The sequence below is a fragment of the Shewanella sp. SR43-8 genome, assembly GCF_014163775.1.
GTDB classification, from domain to species: domain Bacteria; phylum Pseudomonadota; class Gammaproteobacteria; order Enterobacterales; family Shewanellaceae; genus Shewanella; species Shewanella vesiculosa.
The window spans coordinates 163,861-177,833 of record NZ_JACJDX010000009.1; the positions used below are offsets into that span (position 1 = coordinate 163,861).

A 13,973-nucleotide genomic window follows, 5' to 3' on the forward strand; every position below is an offset into this window, starting at 1 on the left:
ATTTAAGGCGATAATAAATGAGCAGGGGGTATTCAAATTATTCTGCTTTAGTGATTTAGAAAACTGATTATTAAGCCTATATTTGAGCGGTTGCTCGCTAACTATTATCGATATTGTCTATCAGAATGCTTGTTCTATATTGTCGGTATAAATACCACCTGAATGTCATCTGGGCGGTATTTGGCCACAATTAAATTACAGCTATGAATAATAGTTAAAATGGATGATTATCGTTTATTCAAGCCGACATTTTGAGCATAATCGTGCAGAGTGAAATCGGATAAAGACTTTTATAGTGACGAATAAACTTGCGCTAAAGCGGCAAATGTTTAGTGAAAAAATACCGTCTACTTCAATCTGAAATAGCCGGTATTTTTTACTTCTCGTTTAAGGTTATTTACTCATAGTTTGCTACTAGGTTTACCCCCGAATAGTTAGTATAACCTCTTAGCATCACATGATAAGTCGTTTCAACCGTTGGGGTGAAAGAACAGCTTTCATTGTTACCATTTTTGTAAGGACGACAATCAAAACTGCCTGTGGTCGGTTGTGTGCCGGCTTTGACGTATATATCGGCATCACCGCTACCACCACTCATGGTCACATTGAGAGTGTTATTAGCTGGTACGACGACCTTATAAAAGGTTTGTGAACTGCTTGCACCGCTTAATCCTGTTCTTGGAACACCATTAGCAAGACAATCACTGTCTGTACAACTACTTCCGCCACCTAGATTGTAGTCCGCAGTAAGGTTAGCATTAGCGAAGGCTGAGTAACCTTGGATCATAACGTACCATTTACCAGCAGCAGGATTAGTGAAGTCGCAGCTTTCATTATTACCATTTTGAAATGGACGACATTGATAGCTGTTAATGGTCGGTTTAACCCCTTGGCTGACATACATATCGGTATCACCAGAACCACCTGCTAAGGTAACCGCAAGGCTGGTTGCATTGGTTGGCACATCAATGAAATAGTAACTTGTTGAGCCCTGACCCCCGCTTGTTGCAATAGCTTGACCATCAAGAAGTTCAGTATCAGAAGGCGGCGGAGGACAGTTATCACCACAACCACCATCGCCATCCAGTGAGAACAGCAGTGAATTTGGCGATCCAGTTTTTGCATCAGATACCTTACCGCTACTTGCTCTTGTCGCCAGCAAGTTAGTCACTTGTGTTGGAGTCATACTGGGGGTTTCATTAAGATATAGCGCAGCAACCCCCGCAACATGTGGCGCGGCCATTGAAGTACCACTAATGGTGTTAGTTGCACTGTTTGAAGTGTACCAAGCCGAGGTGATGCTTGAGCCTGGGGCATAAATATCAAGACAAGTACCATAGTTTGAAAAGCTTGAGCGTGAATCGGAGCTGGTTGTTGATCCTACAGTAATCGCATCGGCGGCACGAGCTGGAGAGTAATTACAAGCATTGCTATTGTCATTACCTGCAGCAACCACAAAACTAATCCCTGCAGCAACCGCAGCATTAACGGCATCATCTGTTGCTTGTGATGCACCACCACCTAGGCTCATGTTGGCTACAGAAGGACCAGAGGCATTATTTTTGACCCAATTAATGCCTGCAATCACTCCAGAGTTACTGCCTGAACCACTACAACTGAGTACCCGTACCCCAACAATATTGACATTTTTTGCTACCCCATAGCTGGCACCACCGATTGTGCCCGCAACATGAGTACCATGGCCATTACAGTCTGTGGTATCTGAGTCGTTATCGATAAAGTCATATCCACTGGTGGCTCGTCCACCAAATTCATTATGGCTATTGAGTACCCCTGTATCGATAATATAGGCGGTGACCCCCGTACCATCATAATCGTAATGGTAGTTGTTATCGAAAGGCAGATCTCGCTGATCTATTCTGTCTAAGCCCCACGTTGGACTGCCTTGATCGCTACTGGCAGACATAATAGGGGAGATCGACATCATTTGATCTTGTTCTATGTATTTAATTTTAGGGTCATCTTGAAGTTCAGCGATCTGCTTGGCATTGGCTTTAATCAATACGCCATTTAGTGCGTTACCGAAGTTTTTCACCACGCTAATATTGTAATCATTAGCGAGAATGTTGGCTTGTTGAGTGGAAAAATTAGCCAACGCGGATGTATCTTGTAGATTTAAAATACTCGGGGTATTAAAGACCACTATATAGGTATCTTTAATGGCTTTGTTACTGTTCACAGGAAGTAATTGTGCTGCTTGGGATTGCATTGGAAGTGTGCTCAGGGCTGCCAATACTGCGAGGGCTATTTTATGTTTGTGTTCCATACGATTCTCCATTTTTTTTATAGTCTCCATAAACGACGAGACCTCTAAAAAGTAGGATATGCAGCCATATTTTTATTAAAAATGGTTTGATTAGTAAATGACAAACGATTATCAATTGTAACTATTTAGTTACATCTCGAGCTTAAAATACCTTATTAGGATAAACGCGGTAAAAAAAGTCTTAGTACAAAAGTAGGTGGCAACGAAATACTCAAAAAATATCAATAATGACAATGAATTGCATATTAAGGTTTAGTATTCTGATGTTAAATTTTTTAAGTTAGCTTGAAATTTGTCAGCCTTTAGGTTGAGTAAGTTTTTATGCCGTCATACATAAGTTGTAAATGCATCGTTTTGTGAAATCTTTTACACTTAATAACATAACGTCGCCTGCTTACTCTCAAATTTGTCATCCTAAAGTTGTGGACTTAGTGATACTCAGTCGGTAACTTTCAGCCCGAATCATTTTTATCTAGGCTTAACTTATCACTTTGATTTTATATTAAACGGATCGTATAAAAGTTTACTGACTTTATTGAATAACTAACTTATTCAGGAATAACTGCTAAAGAAAAGCTACTCGAATGAGTAGCTTTTTTGTAACGCATTGACTAGGTAAAAGTATAAGGTATTTTAATTATTTAACATGACTTGGTTTGATTTCGAAATATTCAGATTTCTGATTAAACCATCGTAGTCATCATTTTGGATGTCACCGACAGTCATCTGAATATTGCTATTAAGTCCTGATCTTTGTAAATTTTCGGGACGGTTAGCGATATCTTCAGCTGTTAGTGGATATGCTTCACTAGCATCAATATTAAATTGACTCGAATCGATAGCGGTAAACTTACCACTAATAGGCGCACCATGTTGTCTACTAATATTAGCCAATATCCATTCGAAATTGTTTTTACTGTTTGCGGAGTTAACTGCAGTAGGCCAATCCCATACACCGTAACCGTTAATATCCTGATGAAGATATTGATCAACTAAGGCTTCTGGCCCATTAAGATTATTCGCATTCGCTCCACCAAAAGTATAAGGGAAGTTAGGTCTATTTGTCGGATGATCAATATGCGCATTACCACCCCATTTTAAGAAATTCTCATATTTTATATCGTACATCATGAATAAACTGGAGGTATAAGGAACATCTGCCTTCTGTTTAAATAGGGTGATTGATATATAACGTTTACTACGAGGCGGCATCATTGCTCGATATTGTGCTTGGCTAGAAATCGTTGTACTTTTGCCGTCGGTTTCACTCCAGCCTTGGCTTGCAGAAAATTCTGCACTGATTTCAGAACTCGCTCCGCCAATTCCAGGAATACCCACTTCGTATTTATTGGTGACACCAATTTTTTCAGAGAAGGAGAAATTATCAGTTTTTGCCCAACTGGTGGTGTAGTCATAATTTAGGGTGGCTACACCGGTATCTTCGGTGTCTCCCCAGTTATAAATCACCACGGGAGCAGTATAAATAGCTTCGCGATCATAAACTTGAGCAGAACCTAACCGTAAGTCTTGAGGGTTAGTTACAAAATGTATATTTTGTAAATTAACCTTCAAACGCTCACTTGAGCGGTAGCCGCCAGCATGTGGATCATTGCTATTATAGCGTGCTTTGAGACTATACTCGTTGCCCGATTCTCTTCTTACTTCTATATCCTGACCAACATACTGTGATGCGGTACCACCAGCCCAAGCATACCCAAGGTGATGACCTAGGGAGAATAGTGAGCTGATAAACGATGGGTTAGAAATAACATCATTTTTAAGTGAATCAAGATCAGGGGCGGCGTGCTCTACCATAGACAGTTTTGGAATAGTATTAGGGATAGCAGCTTCCACAAAGTAAGAGGTTGCTCCTAAAGCAGTTAAACAGGATAAGGTTAATATTTTTATATTTGATTTTGTTCTCATGATTATTCCTTTATTTTAATTAAAAGTGTCCTTCATTGAGCGCGCAAATAGATATTATATGTACTCAGGAAACATATAATTAATCATTACTACTATGCGCATTTAAAAGCTAACACTTTTATATTTTTTAAACAAAATAAAAATATATTAAATCTAAAGTTGTTTTGTTATTGTTAAATTTGTTAATTAGTGTGGTTTTTAAATTGATTCCGGTTTATTTTAATAGTGTATTTACTTTATTTTTAATGATTTATTTACGCTGTAATTAGTATGTTTAATTTAAAGTAAGTTTTATTCTATATTAAATAATACGGCGTGCTTAATATCTTAGGTAATATAATCGATTTAACTCATTAAACAATATGATGTGTTATATGAATTTAATAGCATGGCATACTTAATATGTTAATTTTCATGGTTTACTTATCTATTTTAAGAGAAGGCTATAGTAGTAGCATAATTAGGGTAATATATTGATAGGTTTTCTAATATTATCTAAATAAGTCTTTTATTATTTATCTTCGTTTAGTGACTAAAATTTATAAGAGTATACATTGCCGTCGAAAATCGTAGCGACGATAGCTAATAGGTCACTGCGAATTATAATAATCCAATACCTTGCCCTAAAATACCTACCACATTAATAAACAGCTTGATCCACACAGCCATAACCGCTGAGCTAGCAACCTAATGTTATTCGCTGTCACTTTCAACACAGTTATCTGGCTGACAATGCTGATGTGCTAAGGTTATAAACGCCTTCGCCGCCGCGGTTTGGTAGGCTCCTTTTCGCTGGAGCAATACTGCTGTACGTTGCAGTAAAGAGGGGGTTAGGGTGATAGCGACGAGTTCATCTCGCTCGCCAGTAATGTTTGACGGCAGTAAAGTGGCAAGCTGAGTATTGCGCACAATTTCAATAACTGCACTGAGTGAGTTAGCCTCCATCAACACCTTTGGTTGTACTTGATGCTGACGGCAATAACGTTCAATTTGTTCACGGGTAGCAAATTCATTACTTAATAATACCATTGACTGCTGGTCTAATATTCGCAGATTAACGACTGACTCTTGCGCAAGAGGGTGATCTTTTCTCACGACTAATGCCAAGGTTTCTACCAGAAGAGTCTGCGATTCAATATCCGCAGAATGCACATTTTCAAATGCGATACCGACATCAAATTCGTCGTCCAGCAATCGCTGTTCCATTTGCTCCTGTGACATTTCCTTCATGCTCAGTGTCACCTTGGGGTAACGCTCATGAAATACTTTTATCAAAGGACCGATAAGGTAGGTCGTAAAGGTTGGTGTAATAGCAATACGCAGTTCTCCACTACTGAGGTTTTTCACATCATTAATCGCTCGCTTGCCTTCTTGTAGATCCTGGAGGGCGTTACGCGCATAGCGGGCATACATTTCTCCAGCATCTGTTAGACGTACGCTGCGTCCTGAACGATCAAATAGCTGGCAACCTAATTGTTCTTCTAATTGTTTAATCTGCTGAGATAACGCCGGTTGTGAAACATACAGTGAAGTTGCAGCCCGAGTGAAGCTGCGATATTCCGCCACCGCGAGAAAATAGTTGATGTGTCGTAATAGCATATGCGATCCGATGTATAAGTATTGCTTATCGATATCATAATAAACCAGTATTTTACCTTATTCTAGTGTGGGCGTAGCATTCACTGTATTGCAAGGCAGAGGTCACTATGATGAAAAATATTATTGAAGGTTTTTTAAAGTTTAAAACTGACGTATTCCCCGAACGTGCAGAGATGTTCAAGAGTTTGGCTACCAGCCAACATCCACGCACATTATTCATTTCTTGCTCGGACAGTCGCTTAGTGCCTGAGTTGGTGACCCAGCATGAACCGGGTGGCCTGTTTGTTATTCGTAACGCCGGTAATATTGTACCGTCTTATGGGCCTGAACCCGGCGGTGTTTCGGCATCGGTGGAGTACGCCGTAACCGCATTGCAAGTCACCGACGTTGTTATCTGTGGACATTCTGATTGTGGAGCGATGACCGCGATTGCCACCTGCAAGTGTATGGATCACATGCCTGCGGTGGGCAGTTGGCTGCGCTATGCCGACTCTGCTCGTATCGTCAATGAAGCCCGCCAGCACACAAGTGAACGCGCACGGATTGAAGCTATGGTGCGAGAAAATGTCATCGCCCAGCTTGATAATATTAGAACGCATCCCTCGGTCCGCCTCGCGTTAGGAGAAGGCCGTCTGGCTTTGCACGGCTGGGTCTACGATATCGAGTCAGGCAGTATTGATGCCTTGGACTACCACACCAATACTTTCGTTTCCCTTGCGGACTATCCTGATGTCCGCGCAACCCACACACAGCTAAAGGTTGCTGTGTAAATAAAACACAATAGAGGTATTATTATGATCCAATCACAAATTAGCCATACTGCTCGCCAAGCATTAACCGATCTCATTATTGCAGCCAAAGCAGAAAAGAATCTTTCATTTGAACAAATCGCCCAGGGTACTGGCTTAAGTGATGTATTCGTTACAGCGGCTTTGCTAGGTCAGCAGCCTTTGCCAGCCGACGCCGCTAAGCAAGTTGGCGAAACGCTTGGTCTTGATGCTAGTGCGATTACGTTGCTGCAAGCTATCCCATTACGCGGCAGTGTTGAAAATAGTATCCCTACAGATCCGACGATTTATCGTTTCTACGAGATGATGCAAGTATACGGTACGACCTTAAAATCCTTAGTGCACGAACAGTTCGGTGATGGGATAATCAGCGCAATCAATTTTAAAATGGATATCAAGAAGGTTGAAGATCCTGAAGGTGGCTCGCGCGCAGTGATTACCCTTGATGGTAAATTCTTACCCTACAAGCCTTTTTAAAACCAAATCATTTCACCATAGTCGGCACTTAGTGCCGATTATTTTTTTCACCAATAGGATTATCCATTACTCATGAGTGAAGATCATACTACCGCTGCACGCCAGTCGGTATTATCCATGTTGTGGCCGATGCTCATTATTGCTGGGATGGCAATCAATTTACGGCCGACACTTACCGCCATAGGCCCTTTGCTGGACGACATTACTGCCACTACCGGTTTAGGCTTACAAGCCGCATCCTTACTTACAGTGTTACCTATGTTATGCATGGGAATATTTGCCTTATTGCTACCTTGGTTAGGCAGATTGTTTAGCGAGAGTGTGTGGATAACAGCAGGCCTTGTTGCAATTGCTTTGGCGAGTTTTTGGCGTTTATGGCTCAACGATAGCGGCGCGCTGATTGCCAGTGCATTGCTGGCGGGTACAGGCATCGCAATTGTGCAGGCGATACTCCCTGGTTTAGTTAAACGCTGGTATCCACAACGTGTGCCACTAGCAATGGGAGGATATTCTGCCTCACTTATGGCTGGTGGAGGTATAGCCGCAGTCATTAGCCCGCTAGTGGCGAACCATCAAGGTCATTGGCAATCTGGGCTTGGTATTTGGCTAATACCGGCCTTGATAGCACTGTTATTGTGGTGGATAAGACCTAGAGAAAATCTACATATTAGCGACAATAGCGTTAAGATTAATTTTTTTACTAATCGCCGTGCATGGTTACTGGCATGCTACTTTGGGCTGGCTAACGGCGGTTACGCCTGCATGATTGCATGGTTACCAAGTTATGCTCAGGAATTAGGTTGGAGCGCCCAAGATAGCGGTGAACTCATTGGGATTATGACGATATTTCAGGTAATTGGTGCTCTGGCAGCTCCGGCATTATCTGCTGGTCGTCTTGATAGACGTCCTTGGTTATTTTTTGCGGTCGGTATTCAACTAGTTGGATTTTGCGGATTAATGTTAGCGCCTGAGTTAATGTTAACCTCATGGGTTGCAATGATCGGCTACGGCCTTGGCGGCTGCTTTGCGCTGACTCTGACCGTAACGCTTGACCACTTATCTTCACCTAAGCTGGCCGGAGCATTAACCGCTTTTGTCCAAGGTGTTGGTTTTATCGTGACAGCGGTTATCCCTTACATCGCAGGAGCTCTTCGCCAATGGAGCGGCAGTTTTCAAACTTCCTGGCTTATGGTGATAGTGACCCTTACATTTATGTTTTTGGTTACCATAACGTTTTCGCCTAGCAGATATGCTAAGGCAATGAATTTAACCGCCGCTTAAAGGCTTATGGTTAGAGTTACATACTACAGGGAGGCTTTGAGCGCGCCAATTAAAGCTGCTGAGCTTGGGCAGAGCGATGCTCAATATGCTTTGGGGACACGATTAATTGCCAACCAAGATCAAGCTGAGGGTGATAAATGGATAAAACAAAGTGCTGAATTAGGCAATAAAAAAGCGCGTAAATATCTCAACCGCAGTCTGTAATATTTGCTAATCACATAACGGCTATAACGATGTTGCAATAGCCGCTTGGTGATTTTTTATCCACTAACTGACTTGCTTAAGGTGGTGTTTCTGCCACCACCTAAACCGCATAAAGCACACAATACGCCTGCAATCGCACATAACCATAACGGAACATCCCAACTGCCGGTTGCAGTGTGTAGCGCGCCTGCGACCATAGGTCCAACGGCTGCCAGTAAATAGCCGACACTTTGTGACATACCAGAAAGTGATGCGGCTTGGTGCGGGTTATCGGTGCGCAAACTAATAAACGACAATCCTAAAATAAAACAAGCCCCAGAGCAAAAGCCCAGCATTAGTGTCCACACAAAAGCAAAGTGAGGCATATACAGCAGACCAAGGGCACTGAGCGCACTGAGTAGCGCCAGAATAAAGCTCAGCGCACTTTGATCTTTTAACTTAGCCAGTAACGGAATTAATACTAAGCCTGGCAGTGCTGTCGCAATTTGAAAAGCGCCATGATACGCCCCGGCTTCAACGGCTGAGTGGCCAGTATCAGTCAGTATGCTTGGCAACCAAGTAATAATGATGTAATTCAGAAATGAGTTTAGGCCTAATAACAAACTAATTTGCCAGGCTAAAAGATAACGCCAAACACTTTTTGAGGCAGCCGATTGATGTGCCCAATAGCTTGGTTTAGTGTGTTTACCCAGCTGAGCTGTCCAGACGATTAAGCTGGCAATTGTGATGATGGCTGCCGAGCCCAAAGCAAATTGCCAGCCTAAACCATTGAGTTGGCTAAGGGGAAATACCAAGGTTGAAAACCCACCAGATGTGACTCCCATAGTCAGCACGTACGCTGAGGTCATCAGTGCTACTTTCGTGGCAAAATCACGTTTAATCAGACTGGGTAATAACACGTTGGCAATCGCGATTCCGACACCAATAATAGCCGTACCGATAAAGAGCATGGTTGAGGAGTCGATAAACCGAGCGGCAATACCTAAGAAGATCAAGATTAACGCGGTAAATAATGCGTGTTCTAAACCTTGTTTTCTGGCAAACACAGCCGCCATTGGTGAAATAACGGCAAAGGCAATTAACGGCAATGTAGTTAAAAAGCCTGCTTGCGATCCGGTCAGGCCAAAGTGACTAATAACTTGCTCCAGTACTGGGGCAATCCCAGTAAAAGGCGCGCGTAAATTTGCCGCAATAAGCAAAATGCCCAGCACAAGTAATATGCCAGAGAAGCGCGATTTCGTTTTGTTATGTAAGATAGCTGAAGTCATACCGTGTTTTTGTTTTTAGCGTCAATAATGGTCGCTAGTATAAAGATTTGCCGGACGTTATAATTTAGAAATAGTGACATTTAATGATTGAAAACTGACAAAACGATGTTTGATGCAATTGGCTGGGATGAAATCAAGAATTTTGAAGATATGCCGCAAGCTATTATCGCCAAAATTGAGCATACCTGTGCCAGCCACGAAATTCCGTTACACACTCACCCTAAAGGGCAGTTGATTTTAGCTTTACATGGTTATGTCACCTGTGAGGTGTCTGCAAAAATGTGGATGGTGCCAACCCATAGTGCCATTTGGATCCCGGCAAATAAAGTCCACAGTAACCGCGCATCAGACAACGCCCAGTTATGTCACTTATTTATTGACAATACCATGTTCAAAATGCCGCTCAATACTTGTACTTTGGCGATTACGCCCTTAGTAAAAGAGCTGATGTGTGAGCTTGCAGGGCGTGATCAGCATTATGATTTATCCAGTAACACGGCACGATTAGCGCAGGTTTTATTGGATCAACTGATTGAGATGCCTATTCAGAATTTAGATGTTGCCTTGTCTAAACATGTTGTTATTCAGGCGATGAGTCAACAATTGATAAGCCAACCTAGCGACAGAAAAACACTACCACAATGGGCCGAACAATTTGCATTAACCGAGCGTACATTGGCGCGGCTGATCAAAAAAGAAACCGGTATGACATTTGGAAAGTGGCGCACCCAAATTCATATTATTACCTCACTGCAAGCGCTGTCAGATAAGCACAGTGTGCAGCATGTTTCTGAGTTATTAGGCTATGAGTCGGTCAGTGCTTTTATTACCATGTTTAAAAAAGTCATGAAAAAATCACCAATGAAGTACATGAGCGAATTAAAGGCTTACTAGCCTCAATCTAGGCTTATCAAACAAGCAACGCGGCTGCAATTTATTGGTGATGTTTTAGCATAAAATGGTATTTGAATAACGGATAAAAAAGCCCCAACATTTGTGTTGAGGCTGTGTTTTATATAGCCGTTTGGTATGCGATGAATTTGCTCGTTGAGCTGACAATACTCATCTTAGCAATCTTGCTTGATTAGAAGGTATAACCAACATCTAAGCTAAGTGAACGACCTGCCGCGGCAACTCGTCCAGCGGGAGAAACATCTAAGCCTCTAAAGTAATACTGGTTATCAAATAGATTGTTAACCGATAAACCGACTTTTAAGCCGTGATTATCTTGTTTAAAAAACTCAGTGCCAATATTAAAGTTAACCACGGTATAAGCAGGCACTTCGCCTGCTGTGCCTGAAACATTTTCTTCTACTGTGTTAGCCAGATCAGAAAATGACTTACTGTAGTAGAACGCCATCAAGCCTAAATCTATCTCGTTGATGCTATACATGGCACTGGCAGACAGTTGATGTTTAGACACATATGCTAATTCGTTCCCCGCAAATTCGCCGTCAAGTTGTTCGGTATCTAAATAATTATAGCTGCCACTTAATATCAAATCTGGAAGAGCCATTGGTGAATATGTGCCTTCTAGTTCAATACCTTGGTTACGCGTTTGGCCAATATTAACAAACATTCTGATATCGTTGTCGTATTCAATTTTATTTTCAAAATCGATACGGTATGCCGCAATACTTAGGTTACTTCTTGGTGTGGGGGTAAAGCGCACACCGGCTTCATAGTTCCAAGATAGCTCTGACTCCAGAGTTTGATCTTTAGGCCATAACTGTGAAATTTGTGGTGTTCTAAGTGAACGTTGCGCATTGGTATAAGCAAACCAATTTGAACTGAATTCATAACCTAAGGTGATCCCAGGTAGCCATTCGGTAACATGGTTATCTTGGCTATAGTCTTGACCAAGATTGCTAAAGGTCATATGAACATCTTCATATCTCAGGCCTGGGGTAATCGATAATGTATCATCAAAAAAGCCCAGTTTGTTGCTGACATAGTAAGCCATGGCATTGGTATCCATCTGCCAGTCACGTGGTCGAGTTGCGACTTGTGACGATTTGTCTATGTGGTTAAGTTGATAACTAATGTCTTCATTAACGTAACGTACACCAGCAATAATATGCTGACTGATATCGCCATCAATAAGAAGACTTGTCGTGGGTTCGATACCAAACACGGTAAAGTCTCGTGGGGAGTTACGCAAATGAGTGGCTTCTTGTGTGGTATCACTCCAACTTGTTCCTAGATTGCCGTCGGTGTCTTGGCTAGCATCATAAAAGTCCCACTGGAAATTACGTGAGCTTTTATTACCAAATACGCTGAGATCAACTTCACCATAGTCGATGATGCTCGAATCATCGAGAACATGATTGTATTTTAATGCGATCCGTTTAGTGTCTGCGTTAAATTCATCATTAGGACGTAATGATTGCTCTCGATCGGCTTCATAGGCTGGTGTGTTCAGTGCACCTGGTAGTTCAGAAAATGCATCGTAGTATTGTAATGTCGCATCTAAGCTATTTTGCTCATCGATATTCCATACGGTTTTTAACATCAGGTTTTTAATATCGGTTTCTGAGTGTTCACGAAACGATTCACCCTTGGTTATGTTGCCATCAAAACGCATCGAAAAGTCATCATTAACGGCACCGCCAGTACTAATGTTGGTATCAAATAGGTTACGGCTGTCACCAAAGAAGGTCATCCGTTCATTGACGCTGGTTTCCCAGTCAGTTGGGATCGACTTTGAAATAAGATTAATGACTCCACCGACGTTATTCGGGCCATATTGGATTGATGCGCCACCGCGAGCAACATCGATTCTATCGATCATAAATAAGGTTGCCGGGAATAATGACTGTCCAGTATGGCCATATGGCGCCAGTGTCATTGGAATGCCATCCAGTAATACTTGAGCGTAGCCGCTGCGGCTGCTGTCTAAGCCACGTACAGAGATATTAGGCAGAATACCGGTTCCGGTTTCATCCTTAATTTTGATCCCCGGGACTTGTTGTAATGCGGTATCGATTGATCGTGCCGCCGTTCGTGATATTTGATCCGCTGTAATGATAGAGCGGTTACCGGTATAGGTTTTTAAATCTGCTACTTCAGAATTGCCTAGCAGGCTGCCCGTTACCACAATCACTTCAGGCTTGGTTTTAGGCTGACTTTTGTCAGCAAACGCTGAAGAACTGGCAAGACTGGCAGTGATTGCGACAGCAATGGTGGTCAAAGTAAATCTGGTTTTTTCAGTTAACATGCATATTCCCTATGTATCATTTAGTCTGTTTTAATGTGTCAAGTTGGTGCTTAAACGTTTTGAAAATCATGCCGCGGTCTTCACCGATTAAAAATGCTTTTGTGCCTTTTTCATGCCAGCTCGCTTGTTGTTCTGGAGTGCGAGGAATGGCGCAAAAGGTGACATTTTGGGCTTGGCAAAGGTGGGCCATTTTATGGATTTGGGCTTGAACATCGGCGTGGGTAATTTGTGTGCCATAACCTAGAGATAAGCTGAGATCTAATGCGCCTTCGATAATCATATCGACTTGCGCTAGCTTGACGATGTCAGGTAATGCCGCCATGCCATTGATGCATTCAATCATCAGACACACCACCACTTTTCGATTCGCTAAATCGATATAGTCTTGGAGGGCAAGGGTGCCAAAACCGGTATTACGTCCTCCCGAAATACCTCGTGTACCCAAGGGGGGATATTTAGCGGCTGCAATCGCATTGTTTGCCATTGCCAGGCTAGATACTCTCGACACCACAATTCCAGCCGCTCCAGCATCTAAAACTCTACCTATGGTTGCGGCGTTGTCGTCTGGCACTCTGACTAGCAGTGGCAGCCCTGAGCAATTTGCTGCACGAATGCAGTGTGCCAAAGTGTCATCTGAGATAAGCACATGCTCAGTATCTAGAACGGCAAAATCAAATCCTGCATAAGCAAACATTTCACATATGACTGGAGAGGGAACTGAATTTAAGATCCCAAAAACCGTTTCTTGGTTGCTTAGTTTTGATTTGAGCGAGTGGAAGAACAGCATAATGGTCAAAATATTTTTTTGTTAATGATTTCGATAATTATTCTCATTTGCGTTTGCCGGGTCAAGTAGTTTATGACGACTTGCTTACGATGCCGTTACACAATTTCCTGCTTTAGTAATATTTTTCCTTATTTTCCAA

At 42.2% G+C, this 13,973-nt stretch carries 11 protein-coding genes; 5 read left to right on the forward strand and 6 right to left on the reverse strand.

Translation table 11 applies throughout. The features are described 5' to 3' along the window. Positions 1 to 397: 397 nt before the first annotated feature. From H5114_RS13415 to cynR, 3 genes are all read right to left on the reverse strand, one after another. Complete coding sequence (locus H5114_RS13415; protein WP_182723192.1) at positions 398 to 2,287, reverse strand: S8 family peptidase; 1,890 nt, start codon at positions 2,285 to 2,287, stop codon at positions 398 to 400. A gap of 633 nt (positions 2,288 to 2,920) precedes the next feature. Further along, positions 2,921 to 4,213: an aerolysin family beta-barrel pore-forming toxin gene (locus tag H5114_RS13420; RefSeq protein ID WP_182698271.1), complete on the reverse strand. Its 1,293-nt coding sequence runs from the start codon at positions 4,211 to 4,213 to the stop codon at positions 2,921 to 2,923. A 693-nt stretch (positions 4,214 to 4,906) separates the two neighbouring features. Further along, the gene (gene cynR, locus H5114_RS13425; RefSeq protein WP_182723193.1) at positions 4,907 to 5,812 is read right to left on the reverse strand and encodes a transcriptional regulator CynR; all 906 of its coding nucleotides are present in this window, start codon (positions 5,810 to 5,812) and stop codon (positions 4,907 to 4,909) included. A 107-nt stretch (positions 5,813 to 5,919) separates the two neighbouring features. On the opposite strand from cynR, the gene H5114_RS13430 reads away from it, so the two are divergent. From H5114_RS13430 to H5114_RS13445, 4 genes are all read left to right on the forward strand, one after another. Further along, the gene (locus tag H5114_RS13430; protein ID WP_273698276.1) at positions 5,920 to 6,582 is read left to right on the forward strand and encodes a carbonic anhydrase; all 663 of its coding nucleotides are present in this window, start codon (positions 5,920 to 5,922) and stop codon (positions 6,580 to 6,582) included. 24 nt (positions 6,583 to 6,606) lie between these two features. Next, complete coding sequence (gene cynS, locus H5114_RS13435) at positions 6,607 to 7,077, forward strand: cyanase (RefSeq protein WP_182698273.1); 471 nt, start codon at positions 6,607 to 6,609, stop codon at positions 7,075 to 7,077. A 72-nt stretch (positions 7,078 to 7,149) separates the two neighbouring features. Continuing rightward, positions 7,150 to 8,358 carry a CynX/NimT family MFS transporter gene (locus tag H5114_RS13440; protein ID WP_182723194.1) on the forward strand — a complete coding sequence of 403 codons (1,209 nt, stop codon included), beginning with the start codon at positions 7,150 to 7,152 and terminating at the stop codon, positions 8,356 to 8,358. A 36-nt stretch (positions 8,359 to 8,394) separates the two neighbouring features. Continuing rightward, on the forward strand, positions 8,395 to 8,562 hold the full coding sequence (locus H5114_RS13445) for a hypothetical protein (protein ID WP_182723195.1): 168 nt from the start codon (positions 8,395 to 8,397) through the stop codon (positions 8,560 to 8,562). Between the two features lie 56 nt (positions 8,563 to 8,618). Here H5114_RS13445 and H5114_RS13450 read toward each other — a convergent pair whose 3' ends face one another. Then, positions 8,619 to 9,818: an MFS transporter gene (locus H5114_RS13450; protein WP_310736395.1), complete on the reverse strand. Its 1,200-nt coding sequence runs from the start codon at positions 9,816 to 9,818 to the stop codon at positions 8,619 to 8,621. 117 nt (positions 9,819 to 9,935) lie between these two features. On the opposite strand from H5114_RS13450, the gene H5114_RS13455 reads away from it, so the two are divergent. Then, entirely contained in the window at positions 9,936 to 10,724 is a 789-nt protein-coding gene (locus H5114_RS13455; RefSeq protein ID WP_182723197.1) for a helix-turn-helix domain-containing protein, read from the forward strand. A gap of 190 nt (positions 10,725 to 10,914) precedes the next feature. Here the strand turns inward: H5114_RS13455 and H5114_RS13460 are convergent, their stop codons facing one another. Beyond that, positions 10,915 to 13,047, reverse strand: a complete 2,133-nt coding sequence (locus H5114_RS13460; RefSeq protein WP_182723198.1) for a TonB-dependent siderophore receptor — start codon at positions 13,045 to 13,047, stop codon at positions 10,915 to 10,917. A 16-nt stretch (positions 13,048 to 13,063) separates the two neighbouring features. Next, entirely contained in the window at positions 13,064 to 13,834 is a 771-nt protein-coding gene (locus tag H5114_RS13465) for an HpcH/HpaI aldolase/citrate lyase family protein (protein WP_182723228.1), read from the reverse strand. Positions 13,835 to 13,973 lie beyond the last annotated feature (139 nt).